The organism is Pseudobutyrivibrio sp. LB2011 (assembly GCF_000701765.1).
Classification (GTDB): Bacteria; Bacillota; Clostridia; order Lachnospirales; family Lachnospiraceae; genus Pseudobutyrivibrio; species Pseudobutyrivibrio ruminis.
Genome location: NZ_JNJS01000002.1, coordinates 251,176 through 269,825, shown reverse-complemented (window position 1 = coordinate 269,825; position 18,650 = coordinate 251,176). Strand labels below are relative to the sequence as shown.

General features: G+C 38.4%; 16 protein-coding genes. 4 read left to right on the top strand and 12 right to left on the bottom strand.

All coding sequences use genetic code 11. The features are described from left to right. Positions 1 to 129: 129 nt before the first annotated feature. Entirely contained in the window at positions 130 to 492 is a 363-nt protein-coding gene (locus T375_RS04745; RefSeq protein WP_033151739.1) for a hypothetical protein, read from the top strand. 98 nt (positions 493 to 590) lie between these two features. On the opposite strand, the gene T375_RS04740 is transcribed toward T375_RS04745, so the two are convergent. Then, a complete protein-coding gene (locus T375_RS04740) occupies positions 591 to 2,126 on the bottom strand; it encodes a DHH family phosphoesterase (RefSeq protein WP_081821978.1) in 1,536 nt (511 codons plus the stop codon). 246 nt (positions 2,127 to 2,372) lie between these two features. Between T375_RS04740 and T375_RS04735 the strand changes: the two genes are divergently transcribed. Beyond that, positions 2,373 to 3,584: an EAL domain-containing protein gene (locus T375_RS04735; RefSeq protein WP_044935632.1), complete on the top strand. Its 1,212-nt coding sequence runs from the start codon at positions 2,373 to 2,375 to the stop codon at positions 3,582 to 3,584. Between the two features lie 12 nt (positions 3,585 to 3,596). Here T375_RS04735 and T375_RS13130 read toward each other — a convergent pair whose 3' ends face one another. After that, positions 3,597 to 3,947 carry a DUF3783 domain-containing protein gene (locus T375_RS13130; protein WP_143064527.1) on the bottom strand — a complete coding sequence of 117 codons (351 nt, stop codon included), beginning with the start codon at positions 3,945 to 3,947 and terminating at the stop codon, positions 3,597 to 3,599. A 145-nt stretch (positions 3,948 to 4,092) separates the two neighbouring features. Here T375_RS13130 and T375_RS04725 point away from each other — a divergent pair, with 145 nt between their 5' ends. Further along, positions 4,093 to 4,512: a hypothetical protein gene (locus T375_RS04725; protein WP_044935629.1), complete on the top strand. Its 420-nt coding sequence runs from the start codon at positions 4,093 to 4,095 to the stop codon at positions 4,510 to 4,512. A 54-nt stretch (positions 4,513 to 4,566) separates the two neighbouring features. On the opposite strand, the gene T375_RS04720 is transcribed toward T375_RS04725, so the two are convergent. The 7 genes from T375_RS04720 to T375_RS04690 all read right to left on the bottom strand — a co-directional run bounded on the left by T375_RS04720 (position 4,567) and on the right by T375_RS04690 (position 11,904). Further along, positions 4,567 to 5,148 (bottom strand): 4Fe-4S binding protein, encoded by a 582-nt coding sequence (locus tag T375_RS04720; RefSeq protein WP_044935628.1) that lies wholly within the window; start codon positions 5,146 to 5,148, stop codon positions 4,567 to 4,569. Further along, positions 5,141 to 5,353: a 4Fe-4S binding protein gene (locus T375_RS04715; RefSeq protein WP_044935625.1), complete on the bottom strand. Its 213-nt coding sequence runs from the start codon at positions 5,351 to 5,353 to the stop codon at positions 5,141 to 5,143. Before T375_RS04715 ends, T375_RS04720 begins: the two co-directional genes overlap by 8 nt. Positions 5,354 to 5,511: 158 nt before the next feature. After that, positions 5,512 to 7,560, bottom strand: coding sequence for an anaerobic carbon-monoxide dehydrogenase catalytic subunit (gene cooS / locus T375_RS04710; RefSeq protein WP_044935623.1), 2,049 nt, complete (start codon positions 7,558 to 7,560; stop codon positions 5,512 to 5,514). 15 nt (positions 7,561 to 7,575) lie between these two features. Next, positions 7,576 to 8,349 (bottom strand): ABC transporter ATP-binding protein, encoded by a 774-nt coding sequence (locus T375_RS04705; RefSeq protein ID WP_044935621.1) that lies wholly within the window; start codon positions 8,347 to 8,349, stop codon positions 7,576 to 7,578. 1 nt (position 8,350) lies between these two features. Then, the gene (locus tag T375_RS04700; RefSeq protein ID WP_044935618.1) at positions 8,351 to 9,109 is read right to left on the bottom strand and encodes an ABC transporter permease; all 759 of its coding nucleotides are present in this window, start codon (positions 9,107 to 9,109) and stop codon (positions 8,351 to 8,353) included. Between the two features lie 10 nt (positions 9,110 to 9,119). After that, entirely contained in the window at positions 9,120 to 10,070 is a 951-nt protein-coding gene (locus tag T375_RS04695; protein WP_044935617.1) for an ABC transporter substrate-binding protein, read from the bottom strand. A 127-nt stretch (positions 10,071 to 10,197) separates the two neighbouring features. Next, positions 10,198 to 11,904, bottom strand: a complete 1,707-nt coding sequence (locus T375_RS04690; RefSeq protein WP_242839265.1) for an FAD-dependent oxidoreductase — start codon at positions 11,902 to 11,904, stop codon at positions 10,198 to 10,200. A 140-nt stretch (positions 11,905 to 12,044) separates the two neighbouring features. Between T375_RS04690 and T375_RS04685 the strand changes: the two genes are divergently transcribed. Then, the gene (locus tag T375_RS04685; protein ID WP_049960295.1) at positions 12,045 to 12,380 is read left to right on the top strand and encodes a winged helix-turn-helix transcriptional regulator; all 336 of its coding nucleotides are present in this window, start codon (positions 12,045 to 12,047) and stop codon (positions 12,378 to 12,380) included. Between the two features lie 12 nt (positions 12,381 to 12,392). Here T375_RS04685 and T375_RS04680 read toward each other — a convergent pair whose 3' ends face one another. The 3 genes from T375_RS04680 to T375_RS04670 form a co-directional block, all read right to left on the bottom strand. Further along, positions 12,393 to 13,721, bottom strand: a complete 1,329-nt coding sequence (locus T375_RS04680; RefSeq protein ID WP_044935612.1) for an MATE family efflux transporter — start codon at positions 13,719 to 13,721, stop codon at positions 12,393 to 12,395. A 66-nt stretch (positions 13,722 to 13,787) separates the two neighbouring features. After that, on the bottom strand, positions 13,788 to 15,752 hold the full coding sequence (locus T375_RS04675) for a fructose-bisphosphatase class III (protein ID WP_044935611.1): 1,965 nt from the start codon (positions 15,750 to 15,752) through the stop codon (positions 13,788 to 13,790). Between the two features lie 85 nt (positions 15,753 to 15,837). Next, complete coding sequence (locus tag T375_RS04670; RefSeq protein WP_044935609.1) at positions 15,838 to 18,630, bottom strand: alpha-L-rhamnosidase; 2,793 nt, start codon at positions 18,628 to 18,630, stop codon at positions 15,838 to 15,840. Positions 18,631 to 18,650: the final 20 nt, after the last annotated feature.

Sequence of the window (18,650 nt, the reverse complement as noted above, 5' to 3'; positions counted from 1 at the left end):
TTATCCTCCGTCTAAACCCACTGAATCTTTCACTATTCTATCACAGATTATTCAAAGATACATTGTATTATAAAAATGTTCCCACCGGGAAATGACGATAAAAATTATCATAATTTATAGGAGGATTCCATGGATAGCCGCGAGGATTTAATCAAGGGACTAAGCCAAGCAATGAATGGCAACAAAGAAGACGAACTTGGTCGTCAATTTTTTGCAGATACAAACACATTGAAAACAGGTGCTGCTGGTGGAAACGTAGAAGTCAGTGTCCTTGTTTCAAAAGCTGAATTTGGAAGAATTGCAAGTGGCGTTTCGAAATATCATGTAACAGACCGCCGTGGAATTGAAGACGGTAACGACATCACATTTAATGAAGTAGAAGCTGATGGCTTTACTCAGACAGGCCACAAGCTTACAAAACGTGTACTTGATGTAAAATCATATTTACAGATTAATGGTCTTAAGGAAGGCTATTATATCGTAGCTTTTTAATCAAGTGCATTTGCTACTTGAAGCTAAGAGCTTCAGGTAACTTATTATAAAAGGGCTCTGGAGACCTCCCAGTTTAGTTGGAATCCAGAGCCCGATTTTTAAATTTTTTCGTATGTGTCGCCGAAAATACTTCTTTCTATTATGTATACATCTGATTTATCTGTAGCGGAAACAGCCATGTAGTCCCCAGGCTTACCAAGATAATAATGCTCTGGGTCCCACTTGGTGAATACCTTTGTGCGGACATTTACTTCCTTTGCATATATCTCACTTGTGCCCACTGAAATACAACTGTGTGCACATGGCAATAGCTCTCTGCTTATACCTCTGTCTACATCTTTTATTGTAGGCTGATAATTTCCAGGATAAACATATTCTTCATCAGAAATTTCATATTTCTTTACAAATGTATCCCATGTCATAGGATAAACCTCACCCTTGATACCAATGGCGATAACTGTATCCTCCTGGATTTCAAGCTCCACATCACCCTCTAATGTACGAATGACACATCTGCTTGATGCTGGAAGAATATCTGTAGCCTTAACATATCCTACATGGAGACGCTTCTTTTTATATTTAGCCATGCCTTTAGTATTGGCAATATAATTATCTGTATAGATTATTTCGTTGTCCTTGAAGTATTCCTTCATGCGCTCTCTGAAAAACTGCTGAATAGCTGGCGCTGTGTACTCCATCTCCTGGAGTTCCAAAAGAGAACGACGAATCTGTCCACCGGCTTTTATCAGATGACCACCGCCATCACCGACACCTGCACAGATAAATCTGGCAAGCTCATCAGCCTTTACTTCTTTTATGCAGCTTCGTACGGAAATCTTTACACCACCTTCGTGGATAGAATATACGAGGCAGCAATGGACATCCTCTACTTCCAGAAGCATATCTGAAATAATACCTAGAACGTTTGGATCACATGGATCCGATTTTACAATCGAGTAATGATTATCACTGTAATATTCTGAGCCAAGCAGAGCAATTCCTGCAATTCTAAGCTCAGCCTGGGATATATTTGAATTTCTAAACTTTGTGATGATAGACGCACTGTACTTTAACTCATCTCGCATATCCATATCTAATGGATGATGAAGCTCCGAGAAATTGTTACTGTCTGTCATCAAGCCATAATAAAGGGCAGTCGCAAGCTTAACATCGTCGTTAGCATCGTAGCCTGCTTCTCTAAGCATATCCCATACAACTGTAGCACAGCTGGCCTGATATGAACGGACTTCAGCCAACTCTGGGAGCTCATTTGCAACCTGATGATGGTCTATTATTGCAATATTCTTAGCCTTAAACTGCTGAATATTACCTTCACCATACTGGCTGTCAACTGTAACAAGCACATCTGGCAATCCTTCCTTATCTATTCCAAGGAGTTCATTTAACTGCTCCTGATAACGTACATGATGAATTCGAATATCCAAATCTTCGATCATAAGTCTCAGATTACTCTTAGATATTTCAAAATTACCACCATAAACAAATCGAGCATGTTTGCCATTTGACTTTAAATATTTCATGACAGCATAACCAGATGCAAGAGCGTCTGCATCGGGATTATTGTGGCATTGCACTATGATATTATCGAATTTTAATAATTGTTCTAGCTTCATAGAAACTATTATATAGTTTTAATTATTAAAATAAAAGAACTATCTCCTCAATAGTCTAATAATTGTCTTTTTTCTCAATTATGAAAACTGTACACTTCAAACTCAGTTTCCTGACAACTTATTGCAATTTTGCACAAACATTGATTTTTCAAGGTTTATGGCAACTTTTTTCGTTGACAGTTCCAATGCGTGACATTATAATCAGATTTTGTCTCTATTAATCTTTTTATAACGTTTTAACGAAAAATGGATAATCAAATACTATTAGAAAATATTATTGCAGCGATCGAAAACGGTGAGCTTCAAGCATATTATCAGCCACAGTACAATGCTAAAAAAGGAGTTGTCGGCGGGGCAGAAGCCCTTGTCAGATGGGTAAAGCCAGACGGCACTATTGTCTTACCAAAAGATTTCATTCCTATTTTAGAAGAAAACGGCCAGCTTTCTGTTGTAGATTGGTTTATTGCTGAGGAAGCTTGTAAAACCATCAAGCTACTAAAAAGCAGAGCTGTTAGAATAAGTGTTAATTTCGGAAGAGAACATGCTCATGATTCTCAGTTCATAGAAAAGCTAGACAAACTTGTAGAAACCTACGGTATAAATAAGGAATTCTTAGGAATTGAAATCACTGAATCTGACGTAGCAACAGACAAACAGGATGTTATCGAATGGGTTAACAAAATCGTTGCTGCTGGTTACGCAGTTTCAATCGATGATTTTGGTTCTGGAATGTCATCTCTTTCATTTGTAAAAGATGTACCAGCCAAAATCCTTAAAATAGATAGATCCTTCCTGGCTGACAACTGTCAAACCGAAAGAGGAAAAATGACTCTTGAATCTGTATTCTATTTTGCACATCGCCTTAAGCTTATAACTGTAGTCGAAGGTGTAGAAACAGAATCACAGCTACAATTCATTAATACTTGCGATTGTGATTATATTCAAGGATTCATTTTTTCTAAGCCGCTTGAAAAAAGCGAGTTTATTCGCATGTGTATAGAAGAAGCACCTGTAGAAATCGGTACAATGGAACCATTTGAAGAAGGTGCTGTTTTTGAGCAAGTTAAAATTCTAATTGATTCAGTATATAAAAAGTTTCAAATTATAAAGTTTGCCAACATAAGTAAAAACTCATATACATTTATGAGACATGAAAACTTTATAAATACAACTATCCCTGAAACAGGTTCTTACGATGAATGCCTAAGACGAATTGTGGCTGTCACCGTACCTGAATCACAAAAGGATGTTTTAAATGCTTTCAACAGAAAAAGCCTTCTTGAAGCATATAAGAATGGTGAAAAAAGGGTAATGCGAATTGTCAATCAAATAGACAAAAACAATGAAATCCACAAAATCGCCATTGAAGACTACTTCATGGAAAACGAAAGAAACAGCGATGTATATGTAGTGTCATTCATTCAGAATCTTGATTTTGAAGACGGAACATATGTATAAAAAAGGCAGGACTTAATGTCCTGCCTCATTTACTAAATGGGAATATAAGTAGGTCAATGACCACTTTTTATTTATAGGTGTCACCATAGCTTTATAAACTATGGCTGGCGCCTTAGTTTGTTTATATGCATCTAAAAACACATCTAAACTATCGCTTGTGAAACCATCAAAAATCATCAGCTCTGTAATCACATCACTTGAATCCTTCATTGGCTTTGGATTCTTAGCTTCTCCAATAATATGCTCTACCGATTTATGAATATCATCCTTTGAAATTGTCACAAGCTCTGCACCAACTGCACTACAGGCTTTGGTGGCTGCTGCTATTTTGTTGAACATCAAATTATAAACGTATACTTTCATAATTATGATTGTAAACAATTTATTGGGAGAAAGCTATATATTAACTATTTTTCTGTGATATTACTGTGATAATTTATTTGATGCCCCGTTCTCATGTTATGATGATTTTAGAATCAATCGTAACTCATTATTCGCGAGGTTATATATGGCTGTAAAGTTTAAGTATTGTAGAATTCAAGGAAAAGAATTAGCTGCCAACACCAAAACAGGAAAAGGCATTTTCAGTATGTTTAATCAGATGCTAACTGACGGTGTTATGGATGAAGAAGATGTTGGCCTCTTCAAGGAAATAGATGCATGGTTTGCGGAAGAACTTCCTTGGCCTCCACAGTGCAAGCGCCAAGAAAAAGTCATCTGCTATTTCAAGATGGAAAATTCTGAAATGATGATGAAGATGATTAATCCACTTCTATGGCTACTTGAAAGATATAAGCATCCATACTATGTGGTATATACTAATTTCCCTGGTGAGATTGTTTACGAGGACGAATACCAAATCGTTGTAAAGGTAGACGAAAACGTTGTTATCGAGGATGTCCAGGCAAGCTGGTCACCTGAGGACTAAGTTATGTCTAACCTGCTTATATTAAAAAGGCGGCCACAATTGGCCGCCTAAGCATTACTTAGCTTTTATCTTACATATTCCCTGAGTCATTGTTCCCATAGGGCAGAATGAACACCAGGTTCTTTCCTTGTATAAAACCATCACAATTAGCCCGATTAATGTGGATGTTAGCATTAGACTATAAAATCCAAAGCCGAACTGAGCAACCCAATCAGGGAAAATGCTTCCATTGTATGCCCATTTCCAAGGCACCTTGAAGGTCCAGAATAACTTGATAGCTTTTCTAAGAGTTCCTGCTCCTGAAAATACTAGGTATGTCTGGAATATCATTGTTCCAAACATAGTCATGAAGAATGTCAAGAAGCCGTATCTAAACCATTTTGATGAAATCCACTTTGGTGCTGTCTTCTGTCTAGAAAATTTTAAATTTCTTCCCAACACCCAGAACAACTGACCTCTTCCGCACATATTGTTGCAGAACCATTTATTTCCACCTACTATTGCAAAAATAAGTGGAAGAATAAAATCTATTAATCCTAACCACGCAAATAGGATATTAAAAAATCCAAGTGCAAAATAAATAATCGACCATATCCAAAGGTAGCTATACCAAGGATTCTTCTTTGTCTTAGCCATTTGCCACCTCCGAATCTACGTCTTCTAATGTAATTGCGTCTGCTGGACATGCCTTCTTGCATAGCCCACATCCTACGCATTTGATTGCATCGACAACTGCATAGCAACCTTTATAAATACTAACCGCATCCCTTGGACATTGTAGTGCACAAACACCGCAGGCCACGCAGATGCTTTTAACCGGGTTCGCCTTCCTTTTTGCCATTTCCTATAACTCTCTTTTCTTTATCAAAACCTAATATAGTTCTATTCTCAGCTGATAGGTTTAGTATACGTGGTATATAAAATATATCAAGTACGCAGATTTTATTAACCTAGTAAGAATAAACTGACTAGAGAGTTGTGCTCACCGGCCGATTAAATTTAAATAGTAGTATATCCTAAAGCCTTTCGTTTCTCTTTCAAATCCGCAACAATCTGATTTCCCAATGCTACCGGATCAGTATTCACATTCATTGTGGAACCTAATAACTCCTTTGTTCCATATTTCAAAAACTCAATTACGTTTTTAGAACCGTATATAGGTGCTTCCACACAATGATATGAACTTATTCCATTTAATCTGAAGCCTAAAGCTGCATCTATTCCCTTTTCATTTCCCCATTCAGGTGAAGCAAATGCAAAAGGAAGTTCATACATATTTTTTCCTAGCTCATTTGCTATTCCTGCAAATATTCCGCTAGAGCGTGTGTTGTCTATACATTCGCCAACATGCCACACTGGTGGCAAATCCGGCTCCAAGAAACTTTTCAAGTTCTCTCCTGCTTTATCTTTTCCAGATATTGCACAATATCCCAGTTTCATAAGTGGAAATGATGCGCAACCATTTGTTATTATCAGCACATTATTTTTCAGCAATACATCTGCAACATCTACTATACATTTCTCATACAACACCTTTGGATTATTGCAGCCAACCATGTTAACAACACCTAAGATTTGACCCGATTTTATGGCTTCTGCAAGAGGTTTCATGCTGCCAAATCTTTTATGAATATATTCAACCGAAAAGCCTACCTCCGCTTCCACTTCATAAGGTGGAATATAAACAGGTATCCCCTTTCGTGTTTCAAAGCTTTCAATTCCTCTTAAAACTATTTTTTCAGCTAGTTCCTTTGTCTGGGCCAGATTACTATGGTGATGATCATATTCATATCTTTCTGCTCCTGGAAGTCTTGCGGAATCACTGGTTGTAATTACTGTTGTCTTAAAGCAATTGGCCACATCCATAATCGCTGGAAATACATCCTGAACATCAGCCACCCATAAATCCAAAGCTCCTGTTCCAAGTACAAGCTCCGCTGAAACTGCATTAGACAATGGAATAACTCCGCTTTCTCGATACATAGCAGAAAGTCCTGAACAGCATATACCGTAAAAACGAATTCCTTTAGCACCTTTTGACTTTGCCAGCTCTATCATATCTTCCCGCTTTCCGGCTTCCACTATTTGGCTGACCAAAACAGGCAGATGACCATGTACCGCAATATTTACATATCCCTTTTCTAAAGCACCGATATTTACTTTTGAAGTTACTCTATCCCCCACTCCAAACAATGAGTCCGTAGCAATTGACGCCCCCACTACTCCTGAAAAAGTGAATGCTAAGCCACATCGCAAAAGCTGCTGCATAATGCTTCTCCAATCTCCATCGGTGCCACACCCAGATTTGTGATAAGCCTCAAACACTTCGTGATATGCGCTAATTGGAAGAATATCCAATTCCTCCCATACCTTTTGTCTCTCAGGAACAGCGCATGCAGTTATTGTTTTGTATTCATCAGGAACGGTTCTAGATAAATCTTCCAGCAAAGCATTTGCTAAATCCTTAGCCACGTTTTTTAACTGTCTATTTTTTTGTTTTATTCCAAATGCTTCTGCTGTACTACGTATCTTTTGTTCTCCAAGTATTGGAATATCTAATTCTCCCTCCGCCGCCTTCTTCAGTGCCAACATCACTTCTCTTGCATGCATTCCATGTTGTGCAGCACCTGCCGCAGCTGACCTTAGAAGGTTTCTCGCAACTATCAAATCTGCGTCTGCTCCGCAAACTCCTTTAGGCGATTTTTGAGTTATTCTACATGGACCCATATTACAAATTTTGCAACATGTACCACATAGGCCAAAATTGCATTGAGGCTTCTGAGCATCAAACCTGTCAAAGGTTGTATCTATACCCAGTTGCTCCATACGCAGTAGCATCTCTCTTACTGCAGGATCTGGCGTTTGCTCGATTACATCCTGTTTGGTTGGAAATGTTTTTCTATACTCTGCTACTGCATTCATATAGTCTCTAGTAAAATCTCCCTCTTCCTCGCCATCATGATGACTGGCCTTCAAGGTCACTGTTGGTATTCCATGTTCGTCAAAGCCAATTAAATTTCTATGTGAATGTATATGTGTGTGATTCATTTCCAACTCCTTTTATTATATGTTATATTCAATGAATTCCTTGTTCTTCATATTTAACAGATCAAATACTTTATCTCGAACTAACAAAAAATCTCCGCTTGTTCTATCTCTAAAATGATGCAATGGAACCTTCACAATCCCTTTTACCTTGCCAGGGTTCGATGACATTACCACTATCCTGTCAGCCAGATATACTGCCTCTTCGATGTCGTGCGTAACAAATATGATTGTTTTCTTTTCTGCCTTGCAAATATCTAAAATATCATCCTGTAGCTTTATCCTTGTAATTGCATCCAATGCGCCAAATGGCTCATCCATAAATAAAATGTCCGGTTCAACTGCAAGTGCTCTAGCTATGGCCACTCTTTGTTTCATTCCACCAGAAAGCTGTCTTGGATAACTTTGGGCAAACTTTTCAAGCTTTACCATTTCAAGATACTTTCTTGCTATTTCTTTGCGCAGGTTCTTTTCTACAGATTTTGACTCCAAACCAAGCTCCACATTTTGCTGTACTGTGCGCCAAGGCAGCAATCCATAGTTTTGAAATATGGTTACATTTCGAGTGCTTGGGGCAGTCACTTCCTCGCCTTGAATCGTTATGGTTCCTTCATTCACCAAATCAAAACCTGCTATTGCATTCAGCAAAGTACTTTTCCCGCAACCAGATGGACCAAGTAGACATATGAATTCTCCCTTTTCAATTTCTAAATTAACTCCCGACAATGCTCTATACACCTGGCCATTTTCGGTAAAGGTTTTTCCAGCATTTTCAATATGAATATAGGACATACTATTCACCTCCCCATACTCTAAGAATTCTTTTCTCCAATACTCCAAGTAGCCAGTCCAATGCCAGACCAAGAAGCCCTATAACAAATATTGTTGCCAGTAACATGTCTGCTCTCACATTATTTCTCGCATCGATTATTTGATATCCAAGACCTGATTGTGCACCAACCATTTCACCAGCTACAAGGAAAATCCATGCACTACCAAGCGCCACATGTATCGCATTTGCGATTTGAAGAAACACTGCTGGAAGTATAACCTTCCACATAAGCTGCGGTTGTTTTATACCAAAATTTTCTGCGACTCTAAAATATACATCATCCACTTTTCCCACTGCTGAAACTGTTGATAATAATACAGGAAAGAAAGCTGCAATAAATATAATTACAACTGCTGGCAAATCTCCTATTCCAAAAAGAAGCACCACAAATGGCATCCATGCTGTTGGTGAAATGGGACGTAATATTTGCAATAGCGGATTTATATATTTAAATATGTTAGGAAGACATCCTAAAACTAACCCCAAAAGAACAGCTATTATTACCGATAATCCATAGCCAATTACAAATCTACCTATGCTTGTCAAAAATGATTCTAAAAGTTGACCTGACATAACCATTTCAAGCAACGCAGTTATCGCCATACCAGGAGATGGAAATAATGCAGAACTATAATTGCTAAAGTTGAAAGCTAGTTGCCATACCCCAATCAGCAAAGCAATCGATACAACCACATACCTCAAAGATAATAATTTCTTCATCCTACAGTCCTCAAAATTCATTCCACACAAACTCAGAATAGCTTGGTGGATTATCTAACAATCCGTACTCAATTACCTTTTCTGATAGCTGATCATACATTTCCTCTGTGATTTCCAAATCGTCATATGAAATCCATTCAAGTGAAATGTCTAAGACCTCATCCGTCTGATTAAGATATTTTTCTGCCACGGTTTTAGCCTGCTCAGTTGTTAAGTTTTCTCCTGCAGTTTTATATCCATCCACAAAAGCTTTTGCTGTCTCACTATTATTCTCTATGAAGCTGTCAGTAATAACCAATGCACAGCATACTGAATCTTCCCAAAGCTCATTTGATTCATATAAAACTTTTCCAGCACCAATTGAAACACCCATAGCACCAAATGGCTCAGCTACGCAATATCCATCAATGGTTCCGGCGGCAAGAGCTGATGGCATTTCAGTAGGTGCCAACTCAACAATCTCAACATCATCTATTGTTAAACCATTCTCTGCCAAGGCATCATTTACTAGAATATTGTGGGACGATTGTCTATGTGGTATTGCAATAGTTTTCCCCTTCAAATCTGCACCATCTTCAATATCATTTGAAACAACAATTACATTTCCGTCTTTATGCCCCAACGCAACTGCCTTTATTCCAATCCCCTCTGCTTTTGATTTCATGGCTAATTCTATTAACACTGAAGCTCCGTCAACCTGACCGGAATTCAATGCATCTAGTAGCTCAGGCCAAGAACCATACTTTACGAGTTCCACATTAATCTCATTATTCTCAGCCAACTCTTCTGCTTCCTCCAATACCGCAAGCGAATGTGTTATTGGTAAATAAGCAATTTTAACAGTTTCGGCTTCATTCTCAGATATGTTTTCTTCTTTAGCTGCACTTACCTGATTGCTACCGCATGCTGTAAATGCCAATAACATGCAACTAATCAGTGTTATCAATATGTTTTTCTTCATTATTCCCACCTCCATTTTTACGAAATAATATAATTTTAATTACCTACCAAGTCAATAGGTTTTAAGCATAATAAAAAACTATACCAGGTTATCAATTATTTTTATAACCTGGTATAGTCCTATCTGCTTAATATTTACATACAAATTCCTGGCTAAATTCATCAGGATTTCTATGTGTAGACATGTACATTCTTGTTCCTGCTGGATAAACCTTTACATTTTCAAATCCGTTGTTTTTAAGGATTCTCGCTGCATTGTAAGCTCGCACTCCGATTGCGCATACTACAATGTATTTCTTATTCTTATCTAGCTCATCGAGTCTGCCTCTAAGCTGTCCAAGAGGAATATTGATTGCGTTTTCATATGAATACATTGCAAGCTCGCCTGGCTCTCTTACATCAAGGATTGTAGCTTCCTTGTCTGTGTCTGGTTCGTTCCATTCTGCAATTTCTACTAATCCGGCTAAAACATTTTCAGCTACAAAGCCAAGCATATTTACAGGATCCTTTGCAGAAGAATATGGTGGTGCATATGCAAGTTCCATTTCAGTTAAGTCATACACAGAACCACCAAATCTGATAGCTGTTCCTAGTGTATCAATTCTCTTGTCTACACCTTCTTTTCCAACGATTTGAGCTCCGTAGATTTTGCTTCCATCCATTGAGAATACAAGCTTTAAAATCATTGGCTTTGCACCTGGGTAATACCCTGCATGCGAATTCTGTGTTACGATAATTGACTTGTAATCCTTGTCTTTTACCATGCCACGTCTATTGAGAGTCTTTTCATTTGCACCTGTTGCTGCAGCTGTTAAATCGAATACCTTAACAACAGAAGAACCCTGAGTTCCCTTATATGTTGAAAAAATGCCCGCAATATTATCTGCAACAATTCTTCCCTGCTTATTAGCTGGCCCTGCAAGTGGCACCATTGTCTTGTCACCAAATACAAAGTCTGTTACCTCAACCACATCACCTGCTGCATAAATATGTGAATCAGATGTACGCATGTGATCGTCTACTACGATTCCGCCACGCTCGTTAAGTTCAAGTCCTGCCTCTTTTGCCAAAGCACTGTTTGGACGAACACCAATAGAAAGGATAACTAAATCAGCTGTTACGCTCTTTCCACTTGAAAGACTTACTGTTACTGCATTTCCCTGGTCCTCAAACTTTGCTACACCATCTCCAAGGATAAGGTCAACATTGTTAGCTCTAATGTTTTCATTTAAAAGTAATGCCATTTCATAATCGATTGGAGCCATGACCTGATTTGCAGCTTCAACAATAGTAACCTTCAAACCTAAAGCATGAAGGTTTTCTGCCATTTCAAGACCAATAAATCCTCCACCAACTACAACAGCTGTTTTAGCATTGTTGTCCTTGATATATGCTTTGATTTCATCTGTATCTGGAACTGTCCACAATGTTTTAACCTTATCTGAATCAATTCCTTCGATTCTAGGTCTGATTGGTGATGAGCCTGTAGCAATCACAAGATTATCGTATCTTTCCTGATACTCCTCACCATCATTCTTGCGAATAGCAATAGTCTGGTTAGCTCTATCAATAGAGATAACTTCATTGTTTTCTCTTACATCTATTTTAAAACGATTCTGCATTACCTGTTTTTTAGTAACAAGCAAATCTTCTCTATTTTGAATTACATCACCTACATGATAAGGTAATCCACAGTTTGCGTATGAAATGTATGCTCCTCTTTCAAGCAGAATTATTTCTTCATCTTCTTTTAATCTTCTAAGTCTTGCAGCTGCACTTGCACCAGCAGCAACACCGCCAATAATGACTGTTTTACCCATAATGTTTTGTTCCAACCTCCTTGGATTTTCTTTATCATAAAACTAATTAATTGCAATTCTCAGCTGATAGGTTTATTATATGTGGTACGAAAAATATATCAAGTACGCAGAAATTATTAACCTAGTAAGAAAAAACTGACCATGGAGGTAGATAAATGAGTAAGAAAGAACCACTTTGTGATAACATTGCCGGAGAAGATTGCGGCTTAAAAAAAGTATTAAATATAGTTGGCGGAAAATGGAAAATCATGATTCTCTGTGTGATTGATAAAGAGGAAGTCGTTCGTTACGGAGATTTGAGACGTTCTGTTTTTGGAATAACAAATACCATGCTCGCTACTTCGCTCAAGGAGCTTGAAGAAGCAAACATGGTAATAAGAACACAATATGATGAAATGCCAGTCAGAGTTGAATATTCCCTGACTGACAAAGCTAAAAGTATTATCCCTATTTTACTAGAGCTTAAAAGATGGGGTGAAAAGAATCTTTAATTTTCGAACGTTTTATATTTTCTCTTTTTTCCTAAGAATCATATATGCCACTACACATATGATTAGCTGAATGACGCCTCCAAGTGGTGCTGCAAGGCCCATTGGAAACAGAGTATCTGGATAATAAATTGATGCCAAATATGCTCCTGGTACTCTCATCAAAATAATTGATGCTACATTGTGAATAAAAGAAATGTATGAGTAGTTTGATGCCACAAAAAATCCGCTAAAGCAGAAGTGGAATGAGGCAACAGTACAATCAAATACATATGATTTGATATAGGATACGCCAAGTGCAACTACCACCATATCATCAGTAAACATACCGATTACAGGACTTGCTATAAACTGGAATGCTATGGCAAAAACAAGACCAATTGATACCGCAATAGTCATGCCATAGAAGAGTGTTTTCCTTGCCAGAGGCTTGTCCCCTGCACCGATTGCCTGGGATGATATTGTTGAAATAGTTGATAGCATTGATGAAGGTACTAAGAACAAGAATGAAATAATCTTTTCTACAATACCTACTGCTGCAGATATTTCAACGCCTCGTGTATTTGCAATAATAGTGATAATTAAAAATGAAACCTGGATGAAACCATCCTGAAGACATACTGGAACGCCCACTCTTAGAATGCTTCCCAAAGTAGATTTATCAATTCGTAAATCCGTTTTAGAAATAGACACCAACTTCATTTTATAAATAGCGATAATGGAAATCAGGACGCTGAAAGCCTGAGCTATAATTGTAGCCCATGCTGCGCCAACAGCCTTCATTCCAAAGCCACCGATAAACAAATAATCCAATGCAATGTTGAAAACACAAGCAATTGCTATGAAAATCATTGGGCTTTTTGAATCCCCAAGACCTCTGAAAATCGCTGCAATTACGTTATATGCAACAATAAATGGAATGCCTGCAAAACAAACAATAAGATATGCTGTAGTTTCATCAACAGCTTCCACTGGAGTACTCATAACAGAAACAATTGGATTCACTAAAGCCAGCAAAAGTACTGCTAATAATACAGCAACTATAGCAAATAAAACTATCGTATTTCCGATAGTCTTGGATATTTTAGCTCGGTCTTTAGCTCCTACATTTCTTGCAATCATAACAACAGAACCCATAGCAAGTCCCACGATCATAACCGTAATCATGTGCATTACCTGGGAACCGATTGATACACCTGATATAGATGCTGCTCCATTATACTGACCAACTATGAACAAATCCGCCATTCCATAGAGAGTCTGTAAAAAATAAGAGAGCAGAAAAGGCCCCGAGAAAATCATAATATTTTTAAGTAAGCTTCCTTGTGTAAGATTCTTCTCCATTAGTTTATTCTCCTAACTAAATTTGGGCTCTATTCTACTCTAAATATCCTTTAAAATTCAACTATTTTATGATTCAACCAATATACCTGTGCGATATGCTTCAAGCAATTCTTCAAGCTCCATAATATTCTGCTTTAATGCTTGTCCATTATCTGTGTCTGCCACAGTCTTTCGTCTGTCCACGTGTTGAACAAGCACTGTGTCAGAATGAATATCGCTTCCGGTTTCCACTGCTTTTTCTACAGATTCAAAAGGCTCATGTGCCGCAAGTAAGAAACCATATGAATTATATGTAAGTGTGTATCCCGCGATACCAGTCTTTGGCTGATAAGCTTTTGAAAATCCTCCGTCGATTACTATTAATCTTCCACCACACTTGATAGGCAACTCACCCTTTTTTGCTTCCACTGGAACATGCCCATTAATAATATGGCTCTCAGGTGAGTTAAGACCAAACTCATTGAGAATCATAGTTACAGTTTCGTCCTTGTCGTACCAAGTGTAATATGGATTCTTCTTCTCCACATGTGTCTCTTTGTCTGCTACAAAATAACGCTCGAATGTGGCCATTTTATCTTTGCCGAATACAGGAGAATTTGCGTGGCACCATGTATACCAAAGCATGTCCATGCCCTTTTGTTTCTCCTCAGGGTCGATTGCATAGTATCCCTTTCTGAGAAGCTGTTCTAGTGCATCATATAATGCTTTTCCTTTATAGTGTTTGCCACACAATTCCACATCCTTGAATTGGCCATTGTCATCAAGAGGAACACAGCCATGGAAAAGAAGATTGTTATTATAGGTCTTATATAATCCGCCTTTACGATATAAAAATCTCACATGCTCCTGGAGCTTCTCGCATTTCATGAAAGCTACGCGAAGCTTATCCATTACATCTTTTTCTTCCTTGGATAAAGCATAAGGGTCCTCTGGGTTAACTGTTGGAAAATTACAGTCTAAAAGCTCGTACTCCTTACCATCTATAAGAACTACTCCCCTGGTTAAATCCATCTTATCAAGAAGAAGTCTGTCATCCATATTAAACTCAGGATGTTCTTTTATGAGTTGTCCCTCAATTTTAAACTGAATGATTGCTATGGCCTTGTGCATCTTCCTGTCAATTTCCGCATTTGCTAAATCGTATTCGCCCTCACGATAGTGTAAAGCAAACTGGTCGCATGGATCTTCCTTGTAGGTTTCCATTGCAAATTTGAACAGTGGCAGAAGATTTATGCCGTAGCCATCTTCAAGAATATCAAGGTTGCCATATCTAGCGGAAAATCTGAGCACTGTGGCGATACAAGCAAGCTGACCAGTGGCCGCTCCCATCCACACTACATCATGATTTCCCCATTGGATATCCACACTATGATACTTCATAAGAATATCCATGCAGATATGTGGGCCTGGCCCTCTGTCGTAGATATCCCCTACTATATGGAGATGATCCACCACAAAACGGCTGATAGCATTGGAAAGTGCCACAATAAGCTCAGGCGCTTTTCCAATACGAATTACCGTGTGGATAATTTCGTTAAAGTAAGCTTCCTGGTCACTGTGGTCTCGTCTGCCAGTAATAAGCTCCTCTATGACATATGCAAAATCCTTTGGCAGAGCCTTACGCACCTTTGACCTGGTGTATTTGCTGGCAGCTGCCTTGCATACTTGAATCAGGCGATTGATCATTACAACATACCAGTCGTCCATTGAATTACCCCAACCTGATTCTTTAATCATTCTGATTCGCTCTTCTGGATAATAAATGAGGGTGGCTAAATCTCTCTTTTCTTTCTCCGAAAGCATGTTGCCAAACTCTTCATCGATTTTGCGCTTCACCGCTCCTGAGCCATTTCTTAAAACATGAGCGAACTGCTCATATTCACCGTGAATATCCGAAAGAAAGTGCTCAGTGCCTTTTGGAAGGCTAAGAATCGACTGCAAGTTAATAATTTCTGTAGCAGTGGATGCTACATTAGGAAATTGCTTGGACAAAATCCTTAAATACTGCTTTTCCATTTCATTCTGTTGCATCTTCTCTCCTTTTGTATTCCCGTTTCCCTACATCTTTGTTTAAACTTTACACTATTAAAGGAGCGAAAGAAACAACAATTTATTTCTACCAGCGTTTCATTGCGAAAATCTTTTCTGTCACTGGTAATACAGTTTCAGGCGTTCCACCTAAGAAGAATAAGTATGGCAGTTCTGCAAGTGTATGGTTTGCCATTTCCTTGTCATGAGAAACAATTATGCCATATGAAACTGGAAGCTTTTCTTTTAAAAGCTCCATAACCTCTGTGTCACCCTCAAGCTCGGCAAGTCTGGTCTGTGGGCTGTAAATGCTTCTGTAGTCCTGAGCTGGCATGTACGATATTTCATAATGGCCAGCTCCTAAAGTGATGCATCCTTCTTCTGAAATATCTGATGCTACACAACCCTTGCAATTCAACTGTTCCTTTGAAAATCTTGGCAATGTAACATTTGCCGCTCCATTAAATGGAACTTCAACTTCAACTGTTAACATACCATCTTCTGCAATTTTCCAGTTTGATACATATTTTCCTGCAGCAGTTGTTATGGCCGAATTGAAATATCTAAATCTCATGGATGGCATAGGTGCAATGTTTGCTTCTGTAAATCCTGGCTTAGCAGGCTTGATTCCGCCAATATATTCATACATAAATTGGACAACAGTTCCATATGAATAATGGTTAAGGGAATTCATACCCATCTTTGAAATTGTTCCATCCTCAAAAACTGAATTCCATCTCTCCCAAATAGTTGTTGCACCCAAGTTTACGCAGTGTAACCAGCTTGGGAATCCCTCATTAAACAGAAAGTGATATGCCAAATCTGCCCTGCCACACTTAGCAAGTGTGGTACACAAAAGTGGCGCACCTACGAATCCACATTTTATTTGGAAACAGTCTCTGTTCAATCTATCCACAAACTGTTCAATTAGCTTTTCTCTATCAACGTAGATATCAAAAGCCAGCGCAACTATATAGGCTGCCTGTGTGTCACAAGCAAGTCTTCCTGTAGGAGTGAAGAATTCATCTAAAATTGCTTTCTTAATTTTTTCAGCAAGCTTTGCATACTCTTTGGCATCCTCATTTTTTCCAAGTCGAATTGCCATCTCACAAGTGATTACAGTAGAACGATAGTAATAAACTGCGGCTAAATAATCATCGTTTGTTCCACCTTTAAAACTCTGTTCAGTAATTCCATCTAAACCAAGCCAATCTCCAAACTGGAAAGGAAGAACAAAGAAGCCTTTGTCTCCGTGTTCCACATCATTACGATGCATATATTCCACCCAGTATTTCATCATTTCGTAGTGTTCTTCTACATCTTCTACGGAGCCAAATGTGTTGAAAAGTACATTCGGTACAAAGGTTCCAACATCTCCCCAAATGCTACCTGTATTTGCCAGGTCTTCCCCTGCCGCAGATGGTATGTAGCTTGCAACCGCTCCACCATGACGCTTTGCATCGTAGCCTAAGTCTCTCAAGAATTTTTTATAGAATGCTCTAGTGTCCATGTTGTAGCTGGCAGTCTGTGAAAATACTTGAGCATCTCCTGTCCATCCCAGTCTCTCATCTCTTTGTGGACAGTCAGTTGGCATATCCAAAAAGTTAGACTTCTGTCCCCAGATACAGTTTTCGTAAAGACGATTAATTTTATCGTTGCTAGTATTGATGTAACCAGTACGCTCCATATCTGAATAGATAACATTAGAGCGAACTTTATCCAAGGTAAGCTCTCCTACCCAGCCTTGAATCCTCAAATACCTGTACCCAAAGAAAGTAAATCTAGGGTGAACAGTTTCTTTTCTTCCATCAGAGGTATATACAAATCTAGAGCGAGCAGATCTGTAATTTTCATTATAGAAATTGCCCTGCTGCAAAATCTCGCCGCAATCAATTGTTATTACAGTACCAGCTGGAAAATCTGCATCAAACTCCATAACACCTGCGTGATTCTGGCCGAAATCAATAACTGTTTCACCTGCTGGTGTGTTAATAATCTCTTTTGCCTGAAGCACCTCTTTTACCACAACTGGAATACTATATCTATCTAAAAGATTTCTTTCTGCTGGCACTTCCACTGCTTTTCCCTTTGGGACAATTCCTGCAGTCCTATCTAAATCTTCACCGTAGTATATGCCAGATTCAATAACATCCGATGCACTCACATCCCAGCTAGAGTCTGTTCCGATAACTTCTGATGTGCCATCTTCATAGGTAACGTGTAGCTCAGCAATAGCTTCCATTCTGTCGCCATAGTTATAGCCACCTTCCAAACCAAAGTTTGACATGTACCATCCCTTGGCCACCTGAATGCTAATTGTGCTATCCTGCTTTAACTGCTGAGCTACATCAAATGCAATAATCTGCATACCTGTCTCGTAATCATTGATGTATGGTGTGAGGATTTCATTTCCAACCTTTTTATCATCAATATAAGCTTCAAATACTCCTAGGCAGCTTACGTATAGTCTTGCGTCCTTTACATTTTTAGCAAGATCAAGCTTTTTAGAAAACAATGGATGGAAAGATTTATCTTCTGCTGCAATCCATTTTCCAGTCCATGGCTCATCCATTTTTCCGGTTTCAAAATACTGAATATCAGAAGTTGCGCTATCACCATTATCTCCTGTTATAGTAACTCTCCAGAAATATCTAGCTCTTGGGCGAAGTTCAATTTCAATCACCTCACCAATCTGATCGATTTCTGCCGACTCCTTTTTATAAATAATATTCGCAAATGCGATATCCTCAGCCACCTCAAGTACGCCATTTTTTATAGTTTTAGCATCGGTATCTTCTACGTTCCATGATGCAATTATTTTCTTAAAATCAAATCCTATAGGATTAACTATTCCGTTTAATTTTGCCCTTGTAATTATCATTTAATACCGTCTCCTTTACT

Excerpts from the sequence above, each read along its gene's own strand:
- T375_RS04745 (WP_033151739.1), top strand. The coding sequence starts at position 130 with ATGGATAGCCGCGAGGATTTAATCAAGGGACTAAGCCAAGCAATGAAT.
- T375_RS04740 (WP_081821978.1), bottom strand. The coding sequence starts at position 2,126 with ATGAAGCTAGAACAATTATTAAAATTCGATAATATCATAGTGCAATGC.
- T375_RS04735 (WP_044935632.1), top strand. The coding sequence starts at position 2,373 with ATGGATAATCAAATACTATTAGAAAATATTATTGCAGCGATCGAAAAC.
- T375_RS13130 (WP_143064527.1), bottom strand. The coding sequence starts at position 3,947 with ATGAAAGTATACGTTTATAATTTGATGTTCAACAAAATAGCAGCAGCC.
- T375_RS04725 (WP_044935629.1), top strand. The coding sequence starts at position 4,093 with ATGGCTGTAAAGTTTAAGTATTGTAGAATTCAAGGAAAAGAATTAGCT.
- T375_RS04720 (WP_044935628.1), bottom strand. The coding sequence starts at position 5,148 with ATGGCTAAGACAAAGAAGAATCCTTGGTATAGCTACCTTTGGATATGG.
- T375_RS04715 (WP_044935625.1), bottom strand. The coding sequence starts at position 5,353 with ATGGCAAAAAGGAAGGCGAACCCGGTTAAAAGCATCTGCGTGGCCTGC.
- cooS (WP_044935623.1), bottom strand. The coding sequence starts at position 7,560 with ATGAATCACACACATATACATTCACATAGAAATTTAATTGGCTTTGAC.
- T375_RS04705 (WP_044935621.1), bottom strand. The coding sequence starts at position 8,349 with ATGTCCTATATTCATATTGAAAATGCTGGAAAAACCTTTACCGAAAAT.
- T375_RS04700 (WP_044935618.1), bottom strand. The coding sequence starts at position 9,109 with ATGAAGAAATTATTATCTTTGAGGTATGTGGTTGTATCGATTGCTTTG.
- T375_RS04695 (WP_044935617.1), bottom strand. The coding sequence starts at position 10,070 with ATGAAGAAAAACATATTGATAACACTGATTAGTTGCATGTTATTGGCA.
- T375_RS04685 (WP_049960295.1), top strand. The coding sequence starts at position 12,045 with ATGAGTAAGAAAGAACCACTTTGTGATAACATTGCCGGAGAAGATTGC.
- T375_RS04680 (WP_044935612.1), bottom strand. The coding sequence starts at position 13,721 with ATGGAGAAGAATCTTACACAAGGAAGCTTACTTAAAAATATTATGATT.
- T375_RS04675 (WP_044935611.1), bottom strand. The coding sequence starts at position 15,752 with ATGCAACAGAATGAAATGGAAAAGCAGTATTTAAGGATTTTGTCCAAG.
- T375_RS04670 (WP_044935609.1), bottom strand. The coding sequence starts at position 18,630 with ATGATAATTACAAGGGCAAAATTAAACGGAATAGTTAATCCTATAGGA.